Origin of the sequence: Spiribacter sp. 2438, from assembly GCF_009676705.1 — a bacterium.
Classification (GTDB): domain Bacteria; phylum Pseudomonadota; class Gammaproteobacteria; order Nitrococcales; family Nitrococcaceae; genus Spiribacter.
This window is the reverse complement of record NZ_CP046046.1, coordinates 579,582-602,317: the sequence shown is the minus strand read 5'-3', so window position 1 is coordinate 602,317 and position 22,736 is coordinate 579,582. Positions and strand designations below refer to the sequence as shown.

The 22,736-nt window shown below is 63.2% G+C and carries 22 protein-coding genes; 4 read left to right on the top strand and 18 right to left on the bottom strand.

The features are described from left to right. Genes folP through carA form a run of 7 tightly spaced genes read right to left on the bottom strand, consistent with a single transcriptional unit; the run spans position 1 to position 8,569 of the window. Entirely contained in the window at positions 1-870 is an 870-nt protein-coding gene (folP, locus tag GJ672_RS03060; RefSeq protein WP_229381940.1) for a dihydropteroate synthase, read from the bottom strand. A 9-nt stretch (positions 871-879) separates the two neighbouring features. Further along, entirely contained in the window at positions 880-2,823 is a 1,944-nt protein-coding gene (ftsH, locus tag GJ672_RS03055) for an ATP-dependent zinc metalloprotease FtsH (protein ID WP_154295813.1), read from the bottom strand. Between the two features lie 46 nt (positions 2,824-2,869). Continuing rightward, positions 2,870-3,490, bottom strand: a complete 621-nt coding sequence (gene rlmE / locus GJ672_RS03050) for a 23S rRNA (uridine(2552)-2'-O)-methyltransferase RlmE (RefSeq protein WP_229381939.1) — start codon at positions 3,488-3,490, stop codon at positions 2,870-2,872. Continuing rightward, entirely contained in the window at positions 3,490-3,723 is a 234-nt protein-coding gene (locus GJ672_RS03045) for a hypothetical protein (protein WP_154295811.1), read from the bottom strand. The genes rlmE and GJ672_RS03045 overlap by 1 nt, the downstream gene beginning before the upstream one ends. Further along, positions 3,689-4,165, bottom strand: coding sequence for a transcription elongation factor GreA (gene greA / locus GJ672_RS03040; protein WP_154295810.1), 477 nt, complete (start codon positions 4,163-4,165; stop codon positions 3,689-3,691). The genes GJ672_RS03045 and greA overlap by 35 nt, the downstream gene beginning before the upstream one ends. Then, positions 4,162-7,383, bottom strand: a complete 3,222-nt coding sequence (carB, locus tag GJ672_RS03035; protein ID WP_154295809.1) for a carbamoyl-phosphate synthase large subunit — start codon at positions 7,381-7,383, stop codon at positions 4,162-4,164. Before carB ends, greA begins: the two co-directional genes overlap by 4 nt. 22 nt (positions 7,384-7,405) lie before the next feature. Beyond that, on the bottom strand, positions 7,406-8,569 hold the full coding sequence (gene carA / locus GJ672_RS03030; RefSeq protein ID WP_154295808.1) for a glutamine-hydrolyzing carbamoyl-phosphate synthase small subunit: 1,164 nt from the start codon (positions 8,567-8,569) through the stop codon (positions 7,406-7,408). Positions 8,570-8,783: 214 nt separating this feature from the next. On the opposite strand from carA, the gene GJ672_RS03025 reads away from it, so the two are divergent. Genes GJ672_RS03025 through GJ672_RS03015 form a run of 3 tightly spaced genes read left to right on the top strand, consistent with a single transcriptional unit; the run spans position 8,784 to position 11,890 of the window. Beyond that, the gene (locus tag GJ672_RS03025) at positions 8,784-9,722 is read left to right on the top strand and encodes an ABC transporter ATP-binding protein (RefSeq protein ID WP_154295807.1); all 939 of its coding nucleotides are present in this window, start codon (positions 8,784-8,786) and stop codon (positions 9,720-9,722) included. A 2-nt stretch (positions 9,723-9,724) separates the two neighbouring features. Then, positions 9,725-10,516: an ABC transporter permease gene (locus GJ672_RS03020; RefSeq protein WP_154295806.1), complete on the top strand. Its 792-nt coding sequence runs from the start codon at positions 9,725-9,727 to the stop codon at positions 10,514-10,516. A gap of 27 nt (positions 10,517-10,543) precedes the next feature. After that, positions 10,544-11,890, top strand: a complete 1,347-nt coding sequence (locus GJ672_RS03015; protein ID WP_154295805.1) for a nicotinate phosphoribosyltransferase — start codon at positions 10,544-10,546, stop codon at positions 11,888-11,890. A gap of 82 nt (positions 11,891-11,972) precedes the next feature. Here the strand turns inward: GJ672_RS03015 and GJ672_RS03010 are convergent, their stop codons facing one another. Further along, a complete protein-coding gene (locus GJ672_RS03010) occupies positions 11,973-12,308 on the bottom strand; it encodes an H-NS family nucleoid-associated regulatory protein (RefSeq protein ID WP_229381938.1) in 336 nt (111 codons plus the stop codon). Positions 12,309-12,406: 98 nt separating this feature from the next. Here GJ672_RS03010 and GJ672_RS03005 point away from each other — a divergent pair, with 98 nt between their 5' ends. Further along, positions 12,407-13,654 (top strand): hypothetical protein, encoded by a 1,248-nt coding sequence (locus GJ672_RS03005; RefSeq protein WP_154295804.1) that lies wholly within the window; start codon positions 12,407-12,409, stop codon positions 13,652-13,654. Between the two features lie 7 nt (positions 13,655-13,661). Here the strand turns inward: GJ672_RS03005 and pdxH are convergent, their stop codons facing one another. From pdxH to ndk, 10 genes are read right to left on the bottom strand one after another with little or no spacing between them, the layout of a single operon-like run. Then, positions 13,662-14,252, bottom strand: coding sequence for a pyridoxamine 5'-phosphate oxidase (gene pdxH / locus GJ672_RS03000; RefSeq protein ID WP_154295803.1), 591 nt, complete (start codon positions 14,250-14,252; stop codon positions 13,662-13,664). Between the two features lie 7 nt (positions 14,253-14,259). Continuing rightward, the gene (locus tag GJ672_RS02995; RefSeq protein ID WP_154295802.1) at positions 14,260-15,621 is read right to left on the bottom strand and encodes a nodulation protein NfeD; all 1,362 of its coding nucleotides are present in this window, start codon (positions 15,619-15,621) and stop codon (positions 14,260-14,262) included. A 36-nt stretch (positions 15,622-15,657) separates the two neighbouring features. After that, complete coding sequence (gene adk / locus GJ672_RS02990) at positions 15,658-16,314, bottom strand: adenylate kinase (protein ID WP_154295801.1); 657 nt, start codon at positions 16,312-16,314, stop codon at positions 15,658-15,660. A gap of 15 nt (positions 16,315-16,329) precedes the next feature. Beyond that, complete coding sequence (bamB, locus tag GJ672_RS02985; RefSeq protein WP_229381937.1) at positions 16,330-17,481, bottom strand: outer membrane protein assembly factor BamB; 1,152 nt, start codon at positions 17,479-17,481, stop codon at positions 16,330-16,332. Further along, the gene (locus GJ672_RS02980; protein WP_154295800.1) at positions 17,478-18,107 is read right to left on the bottom strand and encodes a tetratricopeptide repeat protein; all 630 of its coding nucleotides are present in this window, start codon (positions 18,105-18,107) and stop codon (positions 17,478-17,480) included. The genes bamB and GJ672_RS02980 overlap by 4 nt, the downstream gene beginning before the upstream one ends. 18 nt (positions 18,108-18,125) lie before the next feature. After that, positions 18,126-19,400, bottom strand: coding sequence for a histidine--tRNA ligase (gene hisS, locus GJ672_RS02975; RefSeq protein WP_154295799.1), 1,275 nt, complete (start codon positions 19,398-19,400; stop codon positions 18,126-18,128). Between the two features lie 39 nt (positions 19,401-19,439). After that, a complete protein-coding gene (locus GJ672_RS02970; protein ID WP_154295798.1) occupies positions 19,440-20,456 on the bottom strand; it encodes a RodZ domain-containing protein in 1,017 nt (338 codons plus the stop codon). A gap of 14 nt (positions 20,457-20,470) precedes the next feature. Then, the gene (gene pilW, locus GJ672_RS02965; protein WP_154295797.1) at positions 20,471-21,202 is read right to left on the bottom strand and encodes a type IV pilus biogenesis/stability protein PilW; all 732 of its coding nucleotides are present in this window, start codon (positions 21,200-21,202) and stop codon (positions 20,471-20,473) included. Next, positions 21,202-22,329, bottom strand: coding sequence for a 23S rRNA (adenine(2503)-C(2))-methyltransferase RlmN (gene rlmN / locus GJ672_RS02960; RefSeq protein ID WP_154295796.1), 1,128 nt, complete (start codon positions 22,327-22,329; stop codon positions 21,202-21,204). Before rlmN ends, pilW begins: the two co-directional genes overlap by 1 nt. Continuing rightward, on the bottom strand, positions 22,307-22,735 hold the full coding sequence (gene ndk, locus GJ672_RS02955) for a nucleoside-diphosphate kinase (protein WP_154295795.1): 429 nt from the start codon (positions 22,733-22,735) through the stop codon (positions 22,307-22,309). Before ndk ends, rlmN begins: the two co-directional genes overlap by 23 nt. Position 22,736: the final 1 nt, after the last annotated feature.

Genomic DNA, 22,736 nt, shown 5'->3' with positions numbered 1-22,736 from the left:
CTATCGGCCTCCCTGCGCCGTCTCTGCCACCGGACACCCTTCCATGGTGACATACTCCATTAACCTTACTGCATCCACGGTTTCCCGCACGTCGTGGGCCCTGAGCAACCGGGCGCCATTCCATGTCGCCAATGCGGCAGCGGCCACGCTCCCCGCCAGGCGCTCCGGCAGTTCCCGGCCAAGGACACGACCCACCAGGGATTTTCGCGACAATCCCGCCAGAACCGGCAGACCATGGCTGGCAAGTCGGCGCAGACCCGCCAGCAGGGCCGCGTTGTGCGGATCGGTTTTACCGAATCCAAAGCCGGGGTCCAGAACCAGTCGCTCCCGCGGGATCCCGGCGCTTTCGGCCGCCGCAACGCGCTCGAGAAGAAAGCCTTCCACCTCGCCGACCACATCCCGGTACCGAGGGTTGTCCTGCATGCTCGCGGGGGTGCCCTGCATGTGCATCAGGCAGACGGGCAATCCGGTGTCCCGGGCCGCCTCCAGAGCGCCGGGGCGACGCAGGGCCATAACATCATTGATCAGCCCGGCACCGGCGCGGGCGGCCTCGACCATGACTTCCGGCTTTGAGGTGTCCACGGAAAGAGGCACGGAGGTCTCGGAGCGAATCGCTTCCAGGACGGGTATGACACGTCGCAGCTCTTCCTCGACACTGATGCCCTGGGAGCCCGGCCGGGTGGACTCGCCGCCCACGTCGATGACGGCCGCGCCTTCGGATTCCATAGCCAGTGCCCGCTCCAGGGCGGTGTCTGCTCCCATGAAAACACCCCCGTCCGAGAAGGAATCGGGGGTGACATTGAGGACTCCCATGACCTGCGGGCGGCTGAGATCCAGCACCCGCCCGCCACAATCCAGCAGCGGCATCATTCGGTCAGATTAATGCTCACTGGCTGGCTTGCCGGTCGGCTTGCCGACATCTTCACCCGGCTCTTCAGACGACCCGCTCTCCGGCGTCTCCTCGGTCTCGCCTCCCGATGAGGAGGCGGGCTCGGACACGCGGTCCGCTTCCTTGGGCGGCCTGGGGTCCCGGCCTGCCATGATGTCTTCGATCTGATCCCGGTCGATGGTCTCGAACTTCATCAAGGCATCCGCCATGGCGTGAAGCGCATCCTTGTTCTCCTCGAGAACCCCAGTGGCTTCTTTGTAATTCTCCTCGACGATGCGCCGCACTTCTTCGTCAATCGCATGAGCCGTCTCGTCCGAGATGGTCTTCGACTGGGTCACCTGGTGACCGAGAAACACCTCACCTTCATCTTCGCCGTAAGCCAGCGGACCGAGTTTGTCCGACAGGCCCCACTTCGTGACCATGTTGCGGGCAATCTCGGTGACCCGCTGGATGTCGTTCTGGGCACCGGTGGTCACGCTCTCGGCGCCAAAGATCATCTCCTCGGCGATCCGCCCACCAAACAGACCACAGATGGAACTGTTCAGACGGCGCCGGGTGTAGCTGTACCGGTCCTCTTCCGGAAGGAACATGGTGACACCCAGCGCCCGCCCCCGCGGAATGATGGTGACCTTGTGGACCGGATCGTGCTCCGGCACCTTGAGCCCGACGATGGCGTGACCGGCCTCGTGGTAGGCGGTCAGTCGCTTCTCGTCCTCGTTCATCACCATGGACTTGCGCTCGGCGCCCATGAGGATCTTGTCCTTGGCGTCCTCGAAGTCCTGCTGGTCGACCACCCGCTTGCTACGCCGGGCAGCGAACAGCGCGGCCTCGTTCACCAGGTTGGCCAGATCCGCGCCGGAAAATCCCGGGCAGCCACGGGCCAGAATGTGAGCGTTTACGTCCTCAGCGATGGGCGTTTTGTTCATGTGCACCCGCAGGATCTGCTCGCGCCCGCGAACATCCGGCAGGGGCACCACCACCTGCCGATCGAAGCGCCCCGGACGCAACAGGGCCGGGTCGAGCACGTCCGGGCGGTTGGTCGCCGCGATGACGATAATGCCCTCGTTGCCCTCAAAGCCGTCCATCTCCACCAGCATCTGGTTGAGCGTCTGCTCGCGCTCATCATGGCCGCCGCCAAGACCAGCGCCACGCTGACGACCCACCGCGTCCAGCTCGTCGATGAAGATAATGCAGGGCGCCTGCTTCTTGGCCTGGGCGAACATGTCCCGGACCCGGGAAGCGCCCACACCAACGAACATTTCAACGAAGTCCGAGCCAGAGATGCTGAAGAAGGGCACGCGGGCCTCGCCCGCGATGGCCTTGGCCAGCAGGGTCTTGCCCGTCCCCGGCGGTCCAACCATCAGCACGCCGCGGGGAATGGTGCCACCCAGGCGCTGGAACTTGGACGGGTCCCTCAGGAATTCCACCAGCTCCACCACGTCCTGCTTGGCCTCTTCAACACCGGCGACGTCCTTGAAGGTCACCTTGACCTGGTCGTCGGACATCATCTTGGCCTTACTCTTGCCGAAGGACATGGCCCCCCGACCGCCGCCACCGCCCTGCATCTGGCGCATGAAGTAGATCCACACACCGATGAGCAGGAGGAACGGGAACCACGAAATGAGGATCTGCATGAGCATGCTTCCTCCTTCGGGCTCCTCGGCGTTAATGGTCACCCCGGTGTCCATCAATTGACCGATCAGCGCACTGTTGTCGCTTTCCGGATTATAGGTACTGAAGTTCGAGCCGTCCCCGCGGGTGCCGCGAATGACGGGCCCCTGCATGGTCACCGAATCAACCTGGCCGGAATCCACCTCGCTGAGGAATTGCGAGTAGGGCACCTCCTGAGCGGTGGTTCCCTCATTCTGGAAATTACTGAAGACGGACATCAGCACGACGGCGATGACCACCCACAGAATCAAGTTTTTTGCCATGTCACTCAAGACGGCTCACCTCTAATAGAGTTTGACTGCCATCCTACTACGCGCGGAACCCGCGGGCCAGTAGATAAACTTCGCGACTTCTATCCCGGGAGGCCCGGGGCTTGCGGCTCTGGACGCGCTCGAATCGGGCGCGCATTGATTTGACGAGGTCGTCGAAACCTTCGCCCTGAAACACTTTGACTACCAGGCTACCGCCGGGGTTCAGCCTGTTCTCGCAGAAGTCCAGCGCCAGTTCGGCCAGGTGCATGGACCGCGGCTGATCGACGGCCTTCTGTCCAGAGATGTTGGGGGCCATATCGGATAAAACAAGGTCCGGGGCACGATCTCCCAGCAGCTCGTCCACCCGGGCCAGGCCCTCGTCGGTGCCGAAATCCGCCTGCACGAAATCCACACCCTGAATGGGCGGCATCGCCAGCAGATCAATGGCGATCACTCGCCCCCGGGCGCCCACCACCCGAGCGGCGTATTCGCTCCAACCTCCCGGGGCCGCCCCCAGATCCACCACACACTGGCCCGGGCGGAGCAGTTGATCCCGGGCATCCATTTCTTCGAGCTTGAATACCGCCCGGGAGCGCAGGCCGCGCTTCTGCGCTTCTTTCACGAAGGGGTCGTTGAAATGCTCTTTGAGCCAGCGCCGACTGTCTCGGCTCCGAGGCATCAGTGATCACCGCCGGCCTGATGCTGATCCACCGCCCGGCGGGTACGCCAGGCCAGCCACCCGCCGAAGGCGAATCCGGCCAGAACCAGCAGCCCGATCTCCGTCCAGTGACCCAGATCCACCCGGAACATGACCACCAGCAGCCCCACGGCCAGGCCGAGCACCACCGCCAATTCCAGTTTGACGCTGTCCAGCGGACTACTCGTAGCGGACTTCGACGATTTCGTAGGCACGCTGACCTCCTGGCGCCTGCACGTCCACCGCATCGCCCTCTTCCTTGCCGATCAGCGCCCGGGCCATGGGGGACTGCACCGAAATGAGGCCGGCTTTGATGTCCGCCTCGTCTTCGCCAACGATCTGATAGGTCTTTTCCTCGCCGTCTTCCTCGGCTTCGAGCACCACCGTGACGCCGAACACCACTTTGCCGGTGGCCGGCAGCCGGGTCACGTCGATGATCTGGGCATTGGCGAGCTTGGCCTCGATGTCAGCGATGCGCCCCTCGATGAAGCCCTGCTGCTCCCGGGCCGCATGATACTCGGCATTCTCCTTGAGATCGCCGTGCTCCCGGGCTTCAGCGATGGCTCGAATGACCCCCGGGCGATCTTCGGATTTCAACCGGTTGAGCTCGGCGCGGAGCTGCTCGGCACCGCGCACGGTCAGTGGTGTCTTGCTCATGTTGAGACCTCCCTGTGCAGATCCTGAATGGAGCGCACATCCACGCGATCCAGATGATCAAGCGCCTGAACGGTGGCGCGGGCACCCGCCATGGTGGTGGTGTAACACACCTTGTGATGCAGGGCCTCACGGCGAATCGAATAGGAGTCGGCAATGGCCTGGCGACCTTCGGTGGTGTTGATGATCAAATCAATTTCAGCGTTCTTGATGGCGTCTACCACATGGGGACGGCCTTCAACCACTTTGTTGATGATCCCGCAGTCTATCCCCGCCTGGTGCAGCACCGCCGCCGTTCCGGTAGTAGCGATGACCTCAAAGCCCTTGCGCTGCAGCTCCTGGGCCAGGGCAGGCGCCGAGGCTTTGTCCTCATCCCGCACGCTAATGAAGACCCGGCCACCCCGCGGAAGCTCGACACCGGCACCCAGCTGGGACTTGGCGTAGGCCTCGCCAAAGCTTGAACCAATGCCCATCACCTCGCCGGTGGATTTCATTTCCGGGCCGAGAATCGGGTCCACCCCGGGGAATTTGATGAACGGGAAGACCGCCTCTTTGACCGCGTAGGAGGGGGCGATGATTTCCCGCGTGCAGCCCTGATCCTGCAGGCTGCGTCCGGCCATGCAGCGGGCTGCCACCTTGGCCAGCGGCAGGCCAATGGCCTTGGAGACGAACGGCACCGTCCGCGAGGCCCTGGGGTTGACCTCGAGCACGAAAATATCGTCGCCCTTGATCGCAAACTGGGCATTCATGAGCCCCACGACACCCAGGCGCAGCGCCATTTCCCGCATCTGCGCCCGCAGCCGGTCACCGACCTGGGGCGCGAGACTATAGGGCGGCAGGGAGCAGGCAGAATCGCCGGAGTGCACACCGGCCTGTTCGATATGTTCCATGATGCCGCCGATCAGGACTTCTTCGCCGTCGCAGACCGCGTCCACGTCCACCTCGATAGCGTCATCCAGAAAGCGATCCAGCAGCACTGGCGACTCGTTGGAAACCTTCACCGCCTCGTTCATGTACTGGGCAAGTTCCGACTCCTGGTAGACGATTTCCATGGCTCGGCCGCCGAGCACGTAGGACGGTCGCACCACCAGCGGATAGCCGATTTCTGCGGCCAACCGGAAAGCCTGCTCGGCACTGGTTGCGGTCCGGTTCGGCGGCTGCTTGAGCCCGGCCTCGTTAATCAGGCCCTGGAATCGCTCGCGGTCCTCGGCGAGGTCAATGGAATCCGGCGTGGTGCCGATGATCGGTGCGCCGAAGGCTTCCAGATCCCGCGCCAGTTTCAGCGGGGTCTGGCCGCCGTACTGAATGACAATGCCCTCGGGCTGCTCGGTCTCGACAATTTCCAGGACGTCCTCAAGGGTGAGCGGCTCGAAATACAACCGGTCCGAGGTGTCGTAGTCGGTGGAGACCGTCTCCGGGTTGCAGTTGACCATGATGGTCTCGAAGCCGTCGTCCCTCAGCGCCAGCGCCGCATGCACGCAGCAGTAGTCGAACTCGATGCCCTGACCGATCCGGTTGGGCCCTCCTCCGAGGATCATGATCTTTCGCCGATCCCCGGGGGCCGCTTCGTCTTCTTCTTCGTAGGTGGAATACATGTAGGCGGTCGCGGTCGCGAACTCGGCAGCGCAGGAGTCGACCCGCTTGTAAACCGGCCTCAGACCCAGATTCCGGCGCCGCTGCCGAACCGCATGCTCATCGGTCCCGCAGAGCCGGGCGATCCGGGCGTCCGAGAAGCCACAACGCTTGAGCCCCCGCAGCTCTGTCAGACCCAGGGATTCAAGGGAACGGCCGGCAATGGCTGACTCGCGCTCCACCAGATCACCCACCTGGGCAAGGAACCAGGGGTCGATCCAGGTGTGGCCGAACAGCGTCTCGATATCGAGCCCGGCCCGAAACCCGTCTGCCACCCACAGAAGCCGCTCCGGCCCCGGCTGGCGCAGCTCCTGGGTGACCGCCGTCAACGCCTCGTCGCTCCCCGGCGCGATTCGCGGATCCAGGCCTTCCAGCCCGTTTTCCAGCCCCCGCAGCGCTTTTTGCAGGGATTCCTGAAACGTGCGCCCGATGGCCATGACCTCACCCACGGATTTCATCTGGGTGGTGAGCACCGGCTTGCTACGCATGAATTTCTCGAACGTGAACCGCGGAATCTTGGTGACCACGTAGTCGATGCTGGGCTCGAAGGACGCCGGGGTCCGGCCACCGGTGATTTCGTTTCGCAGTTCGTCCAGGGTGTAGCCCACCGCCAGTTTGGCCGCCACCTTGGCGATGGGAAACCCGGTTGCCTTGGAAGCCAGCGCCGAGGAACGGGACACCCGGGGATTCATTTCGATGACCACCAGGCGCCCGTTCTCCGGGTTCACGGCGAACTGGACGTTGGAGCCGCCGGTCTCCACGCCAATCTCGCGCAGCACCGCCAGCGAGGCGTTGCGCATGATCTGGTATTCCTTGTCCGTCAGGGTCTGAGCCGGCGCCACGGTAATCGAGTCGCCGGTGTGCACCCCCATGGGGTCCAGGTTTTCGATGGCGCAGATAATGATGCCGTTGTCAGCGCGATCTCGAACTACCTCCATCTCAAACTCTTTCCAGCCAAGAACCGACTCCTCAATGAGCAATTCGTTGGTGGGCGAGAGGTCGAGACCCCGTTCGCAGATCTCGACAAACTCTTCGGCATTCCAGGCGATGCCGCCGCCGCTGCCGCCCATGGTGAACGACGGCCGGATAATGGTGGGAAATCCGACCTCACGCTGCGCCTCGTGGGCCTGTTCCATGCTGTGGGCCACTCGCGCGGCGGGTGTATCAAGGCCGATGCGGGCCATGGCCTGGCGGAACGCTTCCCGGTCTTCGGCCATGTCGATGGCGGCCTTGCTGGCGCCGATCATTTCGACCCCGTACCGCGACAGCACGCCGTGCCGGTCCAGGTCGAGGGCGCAGTTCAGCGCGGTCTGCCCCCCCATGGTGGGCAGAAGAACATCCGGCCGCTCCCGCTCGATAATGCGTTCCACCACCTGCCACTGGATGGGCTCGATGTAGACCGAGTCCGCCATCTCCGGATCGGTCATGATCGTTGCCGGATTGGAGTTGACCAGGATGACCCGGTAACCCTCTTCCCTCAGCGCTTTGCAGGCTTGCGCGCCGGAGTAGTCAAATTCGCAGGCCTGACCGATCACGATCGGGCCGGCGCCAATGATCAGGATGCTTTCGATGTCGGTGCGCTTGGGCATGGTGATTCAGTCAACCGATAAGTCAGAGAGGCGCCGGGCGGGCGGCCATCAGATCAATGAAATGGGCAAACAGGGGCGAAACGTCGTGAGGCCCCGGACTGGCTTCGGGATGTCCCTGGAAGCTGAATGCCGGGCGGTCGGTAAGCTCAATGCCCTGCAGGCTGTCGTCGAATAGCGAGCGGTTAATGACCCGGACATTGTCCGGCAGGCTGTCTGCGTCGATGGCAAAGCCATGGTTCTGACTGGAGATCATCACCCGCTGGGTGGCGCCGTCGACCACCGGATGGTTGGCGCCATGGTGGCCGAACTTCATCTTCAGGCTGCGCCCACCCGCCGCCAGCCCCAGGAGCTGATGGCCCAGACAGATACCAAATACGGGCAACCCCGCCTCGATGAATGTCCTTGTCGCCGAAATGGCGTACTCCAGCGGCTCCGGGTCACCGGGGCCATTGGACAAAAAGACCCCGTTGGGCTGCATGGCCAGCACTTCATCGGCGGGAGTTTTCGCCGGCACCACCGTGACGCGGCAGCCGTGATCCACCAGCATCCGCAGGATGTTTCTCTTGATCCCGAAGTCATAAGCGACCACGTGCCAGGGCAGCTCACCGGCCAGGCGCTCGGGGGCCTCGGTTTCGTCATGGTCCAGCGACCAGGTCCCCCGCCGCCACTCGTAGGTCTCGGTGGTACTCACTGCCTGAACCAGATCGCGACCGGTGAGCTCGGGATGCGCCTGGGCGGCAGCCACCGCGTTCTGTGCAGCAGTCTCCCCCGCGGCCTCGGCACCGGAGACGATGCAGCCCTTCTGCGCGCCCTTGTCCCGCAGGAGTCGCGTCAGCCGGCGAGTGTCAATTTCGCAAATCCCCACCACCCCGTTACGTGAGAGATAGTCGGGCAAACCCTCGGTGGAGCGCCAGTTACTCAGCCGCACGGGCTGGTCGCGGATCACCAGCCCGGCGAGCTGGGTGCCATCGGCCTCTTCGTCCAGCGGATTGGTGCCGGTGTTGCCAATATGCGGGTAGGTCAGCGTTACCAGCTGGCCATAATAGGAGGGGTCTGTGCAGATTTCCTGATAGCCGGTCATGGCCGTGTTGAAACACACTTCTCCACAAGTCCTGCCGCGAGCTCCCAGGGCTCTGCCATGAAAAACCGAACCATCCTCTAATGCCAGAATCGCGTTGTCGCTCACGCCAACTACCCCGCCTGCTCGCAAAAACGGGAGGGTTCCGCGGAGCCCTCCCGTCATCGATATAACCCGCGAAATTGTACGCCGGCGGGGATAGGGTGTCCATTGGGATCGCTGCCTCTGCGCGGGGGCAGCGGTTGCACCGAAGCGGTGCCAGCGGCTACCTTTGCCGTCTTTGATTGCCGCCCGGTGATCTACCCAACCGGTTTGAATATCCATGAACGCGCTTTCTCTGCGCCAGTTGAACAAAACGTACTCCGGCGGAGTCACCGCTCTTCGTAATGTGGACCTGGACGTTGCCCCCGGAGACTTTTTTGGCCTGCTCGGACCCAACGGGGCCGGCAAGACCACCATCATCGGGATTGTTGCCTCACTGGTGACGCCTACCTCCGGTGAGGTGGAAGTCTTCGGCCATGACCTGTTCCGGGACTCCTGGGAAGCCAAATCCAACCTCGGTCTGGTCCCTCAGGAGTTCAATTTCAACCAGTTCGAAACCGTCGGAGACATCGTGCTCAACCAGGCGGGCTATTACGGAATTGATCGAACGACCGCCCGGGAACGGGCCGAGCGCTATCTACGGGAATTGGATTTGTGGGGTAAGCGGGATGCGACGTCCCGCACCCTGTCCGGAGGCATGAAACGGCGGTTGATGATCGCCAGGGCGCTGATTCATGAACCGCGCCTGCTCATTCTGGACGAACCCACGGCGGGGGTGGACATCGAGTTGCGCCGTTCCATGTGGACGTTCCTGCGCGACATTAACGAGCGAGGCACCACCATCATCCTCACCACCCACTACCTCGAGGAAGCCGAGTCCCTGTGCCGCAATATTGGCATTATCGATGGTGGGGAAATTGTCGAAAACACCGACGTGCGCTCGCTGCTGTCGAAGCTGAAAAGCCAGAGCTTCCTGCTGGATATTGATGCGCCAATCAACCGCCTGCCGGAGCTCCCGGAATTCCACGTGGTTCCGGTGGACGAACGCACCGTGGAAGTGGAAATCCGTGGCGAGCAAACACTAACCGATCTTTTTGAACGCCTCCATGGCAGCGGAGTCAACGTCACCAGCATGAAAAACAAGTCCAACCGGCTGGAAGAGCTCTTCGTGCGAATGCTCGGCAAGGAACCGGCCACCGCGGCCGCAGGAACGGACTGACCATGGCAGCCCTCTATCCCGCATACCCCCGACAGACATTGACGGCCCTGCGCACCCTGGCGTGGAAAGAGACTCACCGCTATCTGCGCATCTGGGTCCAGACACTGGTCCCTCCGGCCATAACCATGACGCTCTATTTCATCATCTTTGGCAGCCTGATCGGTTCCCGTATCGGGCCCATGGACGGCTACAGCTTCATGGAGTTCATCGCGCCGGGGATCATCATGATGTCGGTGATCACCAACTCGTACACCAATGTGGTTTCGTCGTTTTTCGGGGCGAAATTCCAGCGCCACATCGAGGAGCTGCTGGTTTCTCCAACCCCCAATTACGTGATTCTGGCCGGTTACGTGGCGGGCGGAGTCGGTCGCGGACTGTTCACCGGGCTGATTGTAACGATCATTGCCAGCTTCTTTGCTGATCTGCGGGTGCACAACATCCCGGTCACCATCTCGGTGGTGTTCCTCACCGCGGTGCTGTTCTCCATTGGTGGCTTCTTGAATGGGGTGTTCGCCAAGAAATTCGACGACATCGCCATCGTGCCCACCTTCATCCTCACGCCGCTCACTTATCTGGGTGGCGTGTTCTACTCGGTGTCCATGCTGCCGGAGTTCTGGCAGACGGTTTCCCTGGCCAATCCGATTCTCTACATGGTCAACGCGTTTAGATACGGCATCCTGGGGAGCTCGGACATACCGCTGGGCATCGCCTATGCCATTATTTTCGCTTTCATTGCCGCCGGCAGTGGCCTCAGCATGTGGCTGCTGCGTCAAGGCACCGGTCTGCGCAGTTAGCCGTATGGGCACCAAGGACAGCACACCATGAACCTGGAACGCACCCCTCTGCTCACCGATCTGTACGAGCTGACCATGCTGCAGACCTACTACGAGCATGGCATGACCGGCGAGGCGGTCTTTGAGCTTTTCATGCGTCACTCGCCGCAAAGAGGTTATTTCATCGCCGCGGGTCTGGAGCAGGCACTGGAATGGCTTGAGCAGCTCCAGTTCAAGCCCGACGAGCTCGACTGGATGCGCGAGTCCGGATTTTTCTCCGCGGATTTTGTCGATCGGATGGCCGATTTCCGATTCACCGGTACCGTGACCGCCTTACCCGAAGGCACCGCCTTTTTTGCCGAGGAGCCGCTGGTGCAGGTGGTGGCACCGCTTCCCGAGGCACAGTTCATCGAGTCGCGCCTGATGAACATCATTCACTACCAGACCCTGATCGCCAGCAAGGCGGCGCGCTGCATATTGGCCGCGCGGCAGACACCCGTAATCGACTTCGGCATGCGCCGGGCCCACGGCGGCGAAGCCGGCACCTGGGCAGCCCGGGCCTGTTATCTGGCCGGATTTCAGGCCACAGCCACCTGCCTGGCCAGCGCCCGCTATGGTATCCCGGCCACTGGCACGATGGCCCATGCGTTCGTCCTCGCCCACGACTGCGAAGCCGAGGCTTTCGAACGCTTCGCCCTCAATCACCCGGACAACACGATCCTGTTGATCGATACCTACGATGTCCGACAGGCCGCACAGCGGGTTGTGGATTTGGGGGCCCGCCTGGCTGACCGGAAAATTCCCGTCAAGGCCGTCCGCATCGACAGCGGCGACCTGGCGGCCAACGCCACCATGGTCCGAGAGATTCTCGATGCCGGTGGCCTGCAGGACACCCGCATTTTGGTCAGCGGCGGCCTTGATGAGTATCGAATCGAGGCGCTGATTGCCGCCGGTGCGCCCATTGACGGCGTGGGGGTGGGCTCCAGCGTGGACACCTCGGCGGACGTGGCTTTCCTTGACTCCGCCTACAAGCTGCATCAGTACGGTGGCTCGCCCCGAGGCAAGCACTCGGAAGGCAAGACGGACCTGCCGGGCCGCAAACAGATTTTCCGCGAGTACGGGGACGGCGGAATCCTGGCCGGCGACACCCTCGGCCTGTTCGAAGAGCGCGGTGCCGGAGAGGCCCTACTGGCGACGGTAATGGAACAGGGCAAGCGGATTGAACCCGCGTTTGACCCGAGTCTGCAAGCGGCGCGGGAACGGTGCAATCTGACCCTGCAGGCATTGCCCCAGCCCCTGCAGAGACTAAAGGATCCGGGCGCGTATCCGGTGCGTTTGACCGACGATCTTCAGGCCCTGCAGAAACGCCTCATAGAGCGACACCGCACCTCCTGAAACGCCGCCTTAAAGCGAGACGCCCTGCCTGCCGAGGTGCGGGCAAGGGCGTCTCGCATCACCATGAGGCGACCCGGCGGGTTCAGTCGACCCGAAGCTCCTCCACCGAGCGGCCGCTGGCCTCCCACTCCTTGACCCAGCCGGGTTTACGCCCGCGCCCGGACCAGGTTTTGCTGGCGTCTGCGGGATGCTGGAAACGGACTTTCCCCTTGGACCGGGTGCGGGCTGGCTGCCCTGCCACCAGATCCGTGAGATTAAAGCCGTAGCGCTCGGCAACCTGCTTGATTTCCTGCTGGGCCTTTTTCGCATCTTCCTTGCGCCGGCTATTAATCTCTTTATCAATATCTTTCTTGAGCTCGTTAAGCTGCTGGGTCGTGTAAGTGGAGAGATCCATATTTACCTCGATAGTCTTGTGCATTCATTGGTCGGCCCAAACGCCGAGCGGGAATATAATGCATTGACAACAGAAAAGGCAAAAACGTTTACAATGAGGGACGAATTAAAGGAGTTTGGTTAATGCAAGCGGCACTCTCCGCAACGCCCGCTGTTCTGACCGTGGAACTGGAACCCTCGGCAGTAATGACGGGCCGTCCGCCTGAACCACTGGACCGGGATCGCGCCGAATTACTTGCAGCGCCGATTGCTGATGATCTTCGCCGAATTGTTGGCGAAGAGGTGGAGTCGGCCGGATTGATTCTGCCTGCTGCACTTTATGACCTGACCGAGCTGCTCCGCCCCGGGCTGCCAATGGTGGAGGCCATGCTGGATATTTATCGGGGCAGTCTTCGGGGCGGCGCTTTTCAGCCTCAACTATTGGCCATTGGTAGCGCCGGTGGACGGTTTCCCGAGTCTGCCATCGCACCGGCGAGGGAGCCCGGTTCAGGCCCGCTGCTGGCCGTACCATTTGCTCTGATTGCCCCGGGGCCGCAGCTGGATCCGCTGCGACAGACTCTGGAAAGCACACTCCTGGAAAAAGGCCGTGCCAGTCTCGCCACCGATCGGGCCCTCCGGCAAATGCTCGGTGTTGAACCCGTGAATTTGAGTTATGCCACCTTTCACGATCTTTCGGCCCTCATGAAGGTTCAGTTGGAGCACGCCGGGTTCGGCGAATTGTGGCAGCTTATTGAAGCCTCCCTGTACCGCCCGGATTCGGTTGAAGTCCAGGCGCTTTCAGCGGGCAACCGATTTATTGCCTTTGGCGGATCGGTCTGGACACCCTGGAAGACCTGGGATCAGTCGGTTGAAGAACGCCCCGACGACCCCCGGGCCGCCGAGGAGGACTACACCACCTGGACTCAGAACCAGCGTCAGACCATGGCCGGCTTAGCCCGTCATGGCGTTCACGTCTCGGTAACGGCGCCCGCGTCCGGAATCGGGGCCGATGACCCCGAGGTGGCCCTCTCCGTGGCCCAGGCCCACGCACTCCCGGATGACCAGGGCTGGTACCGGGAGCCGGTGGTCGGGTCACTGGAAGCCGCACGGGCGACGCACAATGTCGCCGTGATCAGCGGGACCGAGCAGAGCCTTCCCTCGTTAGGCCCCGTCGCCTACACCGTCATGATCCAGTCGGCCGATGGATCACTCCTGCTGCTTGAGCACGACTATCCGATTCGGGAAAACGGAATTAGGGCCCTGCTCCAGCACTGGGAAGCTCAAGCGGCCGAGCTGGGAGCCACCTGGCATCTGGAGCGCCCGGAGCGGCTGACCACCTCTGCGGAGACCGGCCAGCTGCAGCCCTGGCTTGAGTTTGGGGGCAGTGCCTGATCCGGCGCTAGGGATTCAGCAGCGTCCACTCCCAGTCGCCGGAAGCGGTCCGGTAGAAACGCTCACGGTCATGCAAACGACCGTCGCGACCCTGCCAGAACTCCAGCATGTCCGGGATGACTCGGTAGCCACCCCAATGGGGAGGCCGCGGCACCTCGACCCCGTCGAATCTGGACTCCACTTCCGCCACCTGGGCATCAAAAGTGGCTCGATCCGCCAGCGGTTCGGACTGCTGAGAGGCCCAGGCACCGATCTGGCTCAGCCGAGGCCGGCTGGCGAAGTAGGCGTCTGATTCCGCCTCGCTGACCGGCTCGACATGCCCCTCAACCAATACCTGCCGAGCCAGCGGCTCCCAGAGAAACACCAGCGCGGCCCGCGGGTTGGCGGCAACCTGCTCGCCCTTCCGGCTGTGGCCGTTGGTGTAGAACACGAAACCTCGCTCGTCGAAATGCTTGAGCAGGACCGTGCGGGCACTGGGTCGACCCTGGGCGTCGGCGGTCGCCAGCGTCATGGCCGTGGCATCATCAACCCCCGGTGTCTCACCGGCCAGATCAAACCACGCCCTGAACTGATCCACCGCCGCGCCATATCTGTCCATCAGAGACTCACTCACCTTGATTGCCAAGGGGCTCGACATGAAGCGTCAGCCCGTCCACTTCGACCACCCGCACGCGGTCGCCCGGGTTGAGGCTGGCATCGCAGCGGGCCTGCCAGCTCTCGCCTTCCACTTTGACCCGCAAGCTGGGGTCGGTGCCGATCACCTCGGCCTCGTTGTCCACCAGGTGGGACACGCCGGCGACACCCCGCCGTTGGAAAGCCCGCACGGCCAGGGTGGCGGTGCCCGTGAAAATCACCAGACTGGCCGCAGTGACACCAATCACCAGCGCCAGAGAAATCTCGAACCCGGGTCCGCCCGCCTCGAACAGCATCAGCGAGCCCAGACCGAATGCCAGAACGCCTCCCACGCCCAGTATACCGAAGGAAGGCGCCAGAGCCTCAGCCAGCATCAGCAGCACGCCGAAAGCCAGCAACCCGAGCCCGGCCAGATTCACCGGGAGGGCCTGCAGCGCAAACAGCGCGAGCAGCAGAGAAATCCCGCCGATGGTTCCCGGCACCAGAGCCCCCGGGTTGGCCAACTCGAATATCAGGCCATACATCCCCACCAGCAGCAGGATGTACGCCACATTGGGGTGAGTGATCGCGGACAGGAGCTCATCCCGCCAATCCGGAGGCCGATCCTCTATAGTGGCCCCCACGAGCTCCAGCGTCTGTTCCCGGTCCATCACGGAAACCACCCGCCCCTCAATGGCTTCGAGGAGGCCCTCGGTGCTGGAAGCGGTGAGATCAATGACGTTTTTCTCCGCCGCCTCAGTGGCAGAGAGGCTGACGGATTCACGCACGGCACGCTCGGCCCAGTCCGCATTCCGCCCCCGAAGCTCGGCCAGGGAGCGGATGTAAGCCACCGCGTCATTGATCATTTTTCGCTCGCCGGCATCTCCGGCCACCGGCTCTTCACCATTGGCTTCTTCGCCATTGGCCTCTTCATCGCCATTGCCCTCTTCCGGTTCTTCCTCCTCGGGCATGCCGGGCGCACCACCGCCCACCTGCACGGGTGTCGCCGCACCGAGGTTGGTCCCCGGCGCCATGGCCGCCACGTGACTGGCATACAGAATGTAAGTGCCGGCACTGGCCGCCCGGCTCCCCGACGGGGAGACATGGGTAATCACCGGGATCTCGGCATTGAGAATGCCGCTGATGATGTCCCGCATGGCCTGATCAAGCCCGCCCGGGGTGTTCATCTCCAGAAGAACCGCAGCCGCGCCCTCCTCTTCGGCCGTTTCCAGACCATCGAGGAAGTAATTGGCGGTGACCGGTCCGATGGGCCCGTCAATGGTGAGCTTGTGAATGCTCTCCCCCCAGACCGGGAGGGAGAGCAGCAGGCCGAGTAGAAGCGTTGCGAATCTCATGACTATTGAGATTGCCAACCGAAATGGAGGTTCCGTCTACCCCTCAAGGGCACTCACGATCCGCTGCCGCACCACCTCGATGTCACCACGGCCATCCACCGCGACAAAACGAGGGGCATCCGGCCCCCCAGCAGCGGCCAGGTTCTGGTAATAGGCCACCAGGGGACTGGTCTGCTCGTGGTAGACCGACAGGCGCTGCCGAACCGTATCCTCGCGATCGTCATCCCGCTGAACCAGCGGCTCGCCGGTGACATCATCCAGGCCGGGCTGCTGCGGGGGCGCGTTCTCCACATGATAGACCCGCCCCGAGTCGGGATGGACCCGACGGCCGGCCATGCGAGCGACGATGTCCTCATCGTCTACCCGGATTTCCACCACCGCGTCGATGACCACACCGGCATCGCGGATGGCATCGGCTTGAGCGATGGTGCGAGGAAAGCCGTCGAGCAGGAATCCCGACGCACAGTCCGGCTGAGCGATACGCTCCCGGACCAGCCCGATAATGATGTCGTCAGAAACCAGCTCTCCTGCATCCATCACCGCCTTGGCGGCGCGCCCAAGCTCGGTGCCGGCCTTCACCGCGTCCCGGAGCATGTCGCCGGTGGATATTTTCGGGATCCCATACGTCTCGCACAGGGCCTCCGCCTGCGTGCCTTTGCCCGCACCCGGGGGGCCGAGAAGAATCATCCGCATGCCCCGCTCTCCTCTTTAGTTTTCGTGATCAGTTGTCAGCGCCTCGAGGTTGCCCGAAAGGTCCACCACGATCACCCGGTCTGCCTCCACAATCGGTCGAGCCATAATCGGCGCGTTACCGAGTCGGTATCGTGCCACCAGGCGACCATCATTGCGATGAAACCAGTGAACCTGTCCATCGGCGGAGCCCACCACCAGATACTCTCCGTGAACAGCCGGACTCCCTAACCGACTGCCTTCGAGGTCGTCGGCCCGCCACACGGACGCGCCATTGCTGCGATCCAGTGCCCAGATCCGCCCCTGCTCGTCGGTCGCGTACAGTTTATCCTGATCCACGGCGAGCCCACCCAGAGATGAAATGCCTCGGGCCCAGGCAATTTCTCCATCGGCCAGGTTGATGCCAACGACCCGCCCCTGGTAAGCCCCAGCGAACAATTCGCCACGGTGCACCAGGGGGTCAGCGTCCACATCCACCATCCGCTCCAGATCGGTTCGCCCCTGGGGCGCTGCCACCGTGGCCTCCCAGGCCGGCTCACCGCTGTCCAGCGACAGAGCGCTCAGGCGGCCATTATCAAAACCCGCCACGACGCCGTTGCGCACCAACACCGGCGATGAATGTCCGCGCAGACTGAGTGCCGGTACGCTTCGGCTGAATAACCACCGCCGGTCGCCGCTGTCCGCATCCAGCGCGAACACCCGCCCGTCGGCGCTGCGAACCACCACATGGCCCTGGCCGACGGCCGGTGGTGCCAGCACTTCACTGCTGACCCGAGCCTGCCATTGGACTTCACCATCCGCCGCCGACAGTGCAATTACTTCACCATCGCTGGTACCGACGGCGATCAGTTCATCGTCAGCGCCCGGGCCACCGGCAATCGGTGCATTCAGGTTGACAGCCCAGCGCTCATCGCCGGTAGCAGGATCCATTGCCACCACCCGCCCGTTGCCGGCAGCCATCACCAGGTGACCGCCCGCCATGGCCGGTTGCAACCGGTGGGCGTCGTCAGCTGCCTCACCGATTTCAGTAGACCAACGCTGCTCCACGGTGATCTGACGGCCGTCCTCAGTGGCCGGGGTGGGTTCGGGGCCGGGCGCTTCGCGAGCTGCACAGGCAGCCAGCAGGATCGCCAGCGCCAGAGCGGTGAGTGAAGGCTTTATCGCTCTCACGATGCCGGCACCCCGCCGAGATCATTCAGCTTGAGCTCCAGGACCGATCGGCGCTGCCCCGGCGCCCGCTCCAACGCCTCCTGGTAAGCGGCGATGGCCCCGTCACGGTCACCCTGCGCCACTAAAAGGTCGCCTCTCAACTCGAGGTAGCGGGGCAACAGCGGACCGTCCGGCGTCGGCTCTGTTGCTGCCAGCGCCTCGTCATCCCGGCCTGCGGCTGCAAGGGCTTCGGCATGACGCAGTCGTGCCACCACCGTCAGCGGGCTGTCGGCACGCTCCTCGCTGACCCAGGCCAGCAGGTCCGCCGCGGTGTCAGCGCGCCCATCGGCCAGCTCGGCGGTGGCCACGGCCATGGTCGCCATGACGGCATAGGGGCTGCCCGGGTGATCCTCGCGGAGCAGCGCCAACCGATTGTCGGCGGCCTCAACGTCGCCCTGGTTGATGGCGGTGACCACGGCGGCGTAGTCCTGGGCGGCGGCGGTGGCCTGGCGGGCTTCCCAGGCCTGCCATTGCTGCCAGCCAACCACCGCGGCAACACCTGCCAGGACACCAATCACCACGGTTTGGCCATACTGGCGCCACCAGTTGCGGAGTTTTTCAAGCTGTTCTTCGTCTTCGTAGGCCACGGCGTGGCTCCTGTCAGGTCACTGTGTACAGAGGGGCAATAATGTCTTTTGCAAGGCATCCATGGCAACGCGTGCCTGTTCTGCCTGGCCCCGGAGATCCTTGACGGTTACTTCGCCGGCGGCCACTTCCTCATGGCCCAGCAAAAGTGCTAGAGCCGCTCCACTGCGGTCGGCCCGGCGTAGCTGGCTTTTCATCGACCCACCGCCGGCGTTGACCTCCAGCTGCAGCCCGGGCAATGCATCACGGAGCCTCTCCGCCAGCGCAATGGCTTCTTCCAGCAGGTCCGGGTCGCCGATCACCAGATAGGCATGGGGACGGGTGGGCGCCGGCGCGGTACCCGCCGCTTCAACCAGAGCCACCAGCCTTTCGATGCCAGCGGCAAACCCAATGGCGGGGGTGGCGCGGCCACCGATCTGGGCGACCAGCGTATCGTAGCGGCCGCCCGCCAGTACCGTGCCCTGGGCCCCCAAATCGTCACTGATCCATTCGAAAACGGTTCCGCCGTAATAATCCAGCCCACGGACCAGCCGGGAGTTCACGGTGAACGCCTGGTTGGCCGCGCCCAGCACCTGCTGCAGTGTCTCGAAGTGTTGCCGGGAGTCGTCATCAATGGCCGCCAGCAGGTCCGGGGCATCCCGAACCACATCGACCATGGCCGGGTTCTTGGTGTCCAGGATGCGCAGGGGGTTGCTATGCAGGCGCCGCCGGGCATCTTCGTCCAACTGGTCGGCCTGCCCTTCGAAATAGGACACCAGCTGCTCCCGGTAGGCCGCTCGAGAAGCCTTGCTGCCCAGGTTGTTGATTTCGAGACGCAGATTCTGCAGCCCCAGCGCGCGAAGAATGCGGCCGGACATGAGAATCATTTCGGCATCGATATCCGGTCCCGACAGTCCGAACGCCTCGGCTCCCACCTGATGAAACTGCCGGCACCGACCCTTCTGCGGTCTTTCATGCCGAAACATGGGCCCCGTGTACCACAAACGCGGACGCGCATTGTGCAAAAGGCCCCGCTGCAGGGCCGCCCGTACACAGCCGGCGGTTCCCTCCGGCCGCAGGGTCAGACTGTCGCCGTTGCGATCCTGGAAGGTGTACATCTCTTTTTCGACAATGTCCGTCACTTCACCAATGGAGCGGGCGAACAGTTCGGTTTTTTCCACGATGGGCAGCCGGATTTCATCGAAGCCATAACGCTTCAATTCCGCCTTGAATGTCTCCTCGACAAACTGCCAAACCGGGCTCTCGGCGGGCAGGACATCGCCAAAGCCCCGTATGCTCTGAATGGACTCGCTCAAAACTCCCCCACAAAATCCAGCGAACGGGTGACCTGGCGCTCAGGAATCACCCAACGTAAACCGAGCGACATTGCCCCGCGCATGTTGTTCAAGATCCACCGCCTCGCCCCGATAGCTCAGCGAGACCGCGCTGACATCGCCAATGACGATGTCGAATGGCGGCTCGCCCTGCAGCTGCTCCTCACCGCTGGTGACTAGCCCGAACATGAGACGATCTCCCTGAGCATCGGTGACCTCAACCCAGGATTCCCCGGTGAAGACGAACCCGAGGTTGACGGCCATGTCCGTCGCATTGGACGAATCGCCGTTAAGCGGATCCGGCTCAGGCACGAAGAGCAGATCGGCAATCGCAGCCGTTTGCGGTGGTGAATCCATCCCCGGGGCGGCTTCCCCAACTTCCGCCTCGACGGTCGGATCAACAGGAACGGCCGCCAGAGATGGCGTCGGTTCAGCGGACTCCCGCTCAGTCGGCTCGGGCTCGGTCAGCGGCGACTCGGCCGATCGCGGCTCGGTGGGCTCGGTGGGCTGGATGGGCTCAGTGACCTCAGTGGCTTCGGTCTCAGCCGGCGAGACCGTCGCATCCTCACCGCTGGGGTCAACCACGGAGTCCGCCTCTTCGCGACTCAGCAGCCAGCCGGCGGTACCCGCCACCGCTATCAGCAGGGCGATGGAAAGCGCCATCACCGGCAGCCGACCGCCTGCGGACCCGGCCACGGATTTCCGGCGGTTGCCGGCGGAATCCATGCCCGGCCCCGCTTTCAGGGTGCTGTCCTCACCGGCCGGCGCGACCTGTTTCAGCCTTGCGACCAGAGGATCCGGATCAATGCCAAGCAGGACGCTGTATGAGCGGACATAGCCCCGCACGAAAGTCATCGGCGGCAGCGCGGGATAATCATCCCGTTCGAGTTTTTCAATGGTCGCCCGGTCAAGGTGGAGCCGGCTGGCGACCTCCTCGAGAGTCAGCTCGCGACGCAGCCTCTCGTCGCGGAGATGGGAGCCCGGGCCATTTCCTGCAGTTACCTGCCCCTCGGTGGGCCTCGTCTGCTGCTCGGACATAATCTGCTACTCGGTCAATCGTGCGGGATTTCGAACTCGGGATAACGCTGCCGGAGTCGATGTTCGAGTTCCTCCGCGCCTTTCCGATCCCCCTCTGCCGTGGCAATCCGCACACCCAGCCACAGCATCGACGGCGTCTCTACCGACTTATCAGTGTAGCGCGAATAAAATGCCCGTGCCCTATCGGCATCACCCCTCGCCAGGAAGATTTCACTCATACCGCGAAGGGCGGGTACGGACGCCGGATCATTCTCCAGAGCGGTCTGCCAGTAACGCGCCGCCTGCGCGGGCTGATTTGCATCCGCCAGGCAGCGCCCGGCATTGACCCGAGCGACATTGCGTTGGGGGTAAAGGGGATTGGCGATAGCGAGTTCGTAGAGATCCACCGCCTGCATCACCCGCCCCTGCCGACAGAGAAAGCCGGCGTAATTGTTGAGCGCAGCGCCGTTCTCCGGCTCCAGCCGCAGCGCTTCGCGAAAGTGCCGCTCAGCAACTTTGGGGTTATCCAGCTCGACCTGGATTTCCGCTGTCACCAGGTGCGCCACGACGTACTCCGGGTCCTGTTCCAGCGCCTGCAGGGCCCGATCCCTGGCCCGAGCCAGATCCGCCTGCTGGAGGTGGTAGATCGCGAGGTCGGTGTTCGCCCGAGCGGCCCGCTGCGCCTCCTCGGTGCTAAGCGGACGGTCTGCCTGCACCGCACAGGCGGTGAGAAACAACATCGCCAAGCCACCAACCAGCGCTCGCATCAGGCAGGGACCCGGTTTGCCCCCTGCTTGCCGCGGTTGCGGCGATTGATCACCTGGCCCACCAGCTGGCCGCAGGCGCCGTCGATGTCCTGACCCCGAGTTCGCCGGATGGTGGTGATGAAACCGGCTTTCTGGAGATGGTCGGCGAACCGGCGGATGCGCTCGCGGGGCGAACCCACATATCGGGTGCCGGGAAACGGATTGAAAGGGATCAGGTTGATTTTGGAGGGAATGTTACCCAGCAGCTCCACCAGTTCGCGGGCATTGGCCAGACTGTCGTTGACGCCGTCCAGCATCACGTACTCCCAATAAATGGCGTGATGCGGCGTGTTGTCGAGATAGTGCTCGCAGGCGGGCAGCAGCTCGCGGAGGGGATATTTGCGGTTGATGGGCACAATCTCGTCGCGAAGCCGGTCATTGGGGGCATGCAGCGACACCGCAAGGCTGATGTTGCTGTGGTCCGCGAGCCGATAGAGGGCGGGAACCAGCCCCACCGTTGACAGCGTGACACGGCGCCGGGACAGGCCCCAAGCATAGGGGTCCACCATCAGATTGGTGGCAGAGACTACATTGCGGAAGTTCGCCAGGGGCTCACCCATGCCCATCATCACCACGTTGGTGATCCGGCGACCCCGACCCTCGGCCTCCAGTGCCGCTGAAGCGAAATGCAGTTGCCCGATAATCTCGTCGGCGGAGAGATTGCGGTTGAAGCCCTGCTTGCCGGTGGAACAGAAGCCGCAGTCGAGGGCGCAACCCACCTGCGAGGAAACGCACAGCGTGCCGCGGTCCCGCTCAGGGATATAGACCGTCTCGACGGCATTGCCGCTCTCAAGGCCTACCAGCCACTTGCGGGTGCCGTCCGCCGACTCCTTGTCGAAAATCGCCTGCGGGACATTGATGCGGACCCGCTCGGTCAGGGTCTGACGCAGCCCCTTGGAGAGGTCGGTCATTTCGGCAAAATCATAAACCTGCCGCTGGTGCAGCCACTGACGCAGTTGACGACTGCGGAAGGGTTTCTCGCCGATATCGGCGAGAAATTCCTTCATCCCGCTCTCGTCCAGGCCCAGGAGCCCGACGGGATCGACACGGGGAGCGGACGCGTTATCAGCGCCGGCTGTGGAGCTCATCATCTCCGAAGAAGAAGGCGATTTCTTCACGGGCGGTCTCCGGCGCGTCGGAACCGTGAACGGCATTGGCGTCAACGGTTTCCGCCAGATCGTGGCGAATGGTACCGGCGGCGGCTTCGGCGGGATTGGTGGCACCCATGATCTCCCGGTTCTTGGCGATGGCATTCTCGCCTTCTAGAACCTGCACCACCACTGGGCCCGACATCATGAATTTCACCAGGTCGGCGAAAAACGGCCGCTCACGGTGAACCGCGTAGAATGACTCCGCCTGCTCCTGGCTCAGGTGCAGCATGCGGGCCGCGATGATCGTCAGGCCGGCGGTCTCGAAGCGGCGATAGATCTCGCCGATGTTGTTGGCGGCGACCGCATCAGGCTTGATGATGGAAAGTGTGCGCTCCACGGACATT

Excerpts from the sequence above, each read along its gene's own strand:
- folP (WP_229381940.1), bottom strand. The coding sequence starts at position 870 with ATGATGCCGCTGCTGGATTGTGGCGGGCGGGTGCTGGATCTCAGCCGC.
- ftsH (WP_154295813.1), bottom strand. The coding sequence starts at position 2,823 with ATGGCAAAAAACTTGATTCTGTGGGTGGTCATCGCCGTCGTGCTGATG.
- rlmE (WP_229381939.1), bottom strand. The coding sequence starts at position 3,490 with ATGCCTCGGAGCCGAGACAGTCGGCGCTGGCTCAAAGAGCATTTCAAC.
- greA (WP_154295810.1), bottom strand. The coding sequence starts at position 4,165 with ATGAGCAAGACACCACTGACCGTGCGCGGTGCCGAGCAGCTCCGCGCC.
- carB (WP_154295809.1), bottom strand. The coding sequence starts at position 7,383 with ATGCCCAAGCGCACCGACATCGAAAGCATCCTGATCATTGGCGCCGGC.
- GJ672_RS03025 (WP_154295807.1), top strand. The coding sequence starts at position 8,784 with ATGAACGCGCTTTCTCTGCGCCAGTTGAACAAAACGTACTCCGGCGGA.
- GJ672_RS03020 (WP_154295806.1), top strand. The coding sequence starts at position 9,725 with ATGGCAGCCCTCTATCCCGCATACCCCCGACAGACATTGACGGCCCTG.
- GJ672_RS03015 (WP_154295805.1), top strand. The coding sequence starts at position 10,544 with ATGAACCTGGAACGCACCCCTCTGCTCACCGATCTGTACGAGCTGACC.
- GJ672_RS03010 (WP_229381938.1), bottom strand. The coding sequence starts at position 12,308 with ATGCACAAGACTATCGAGGTAAATATGGATCTCTCCACTTACACGACC.
- GJ672_RS03005 (WP_154295804.1), top strand. The coding sequence starts at position 12,407 with ATGCAAGCGGCACTCTCCGCAACGCCCGCTGTTCTGACCGTGGAACTG.
- pdxH (WP_154295803.1), bottom strand. The coding sequence starts at position 14,252 with ATGGACAGATATGGCGCGGCGGTGGATCAGTTCAGGGCGTGGTTTGAT.
- GJ672_RS02995 (WP_154295802.1), bottom strand. The coding sequence starts at position 15,621 with ATGAGATTCGCAACGCTTCTACTCGGCCTGCTGCTCTCCCTCCCGGTC.
- adk (WP_154295801.1), bottom strand. The coding sequence starts at position 16,314 with ATGCGGATGATTCTTCTCGGCCCCCCGGGTGCGGGCAAAGGCACGCAG.
- GJ672_RS02970 (WP_154295798.1), bottom strand. The coding sequence starts at position 20,456 with ATGTCCGAGCAGCAGACGAGGCCCACCGAGGGGCAGGTAACTGCAGGA.
- pilW (WP_154295797.1), bottom strand. The coding sequence starts at position 21,202 with ATGCGAGCGCTGGTTGGTGGCTTGGCGATGTTGTTTCTCACCGCCTGT.
- rlmN (WP_154295796.1), bottom strand. The coding sequence starts at position 22,329 with ATGAGCTCCACAGCCGGCGCTGATAACGCGTCCGCTCCCCGTGTCGAT.
- ndk (WP_154295795.1), bottom strand. The coding sequence starts at position 22,735 with ATGTCCGTGGAGCGCACACTTTCCATCATCAAGCCTGATGCGGTCGCC.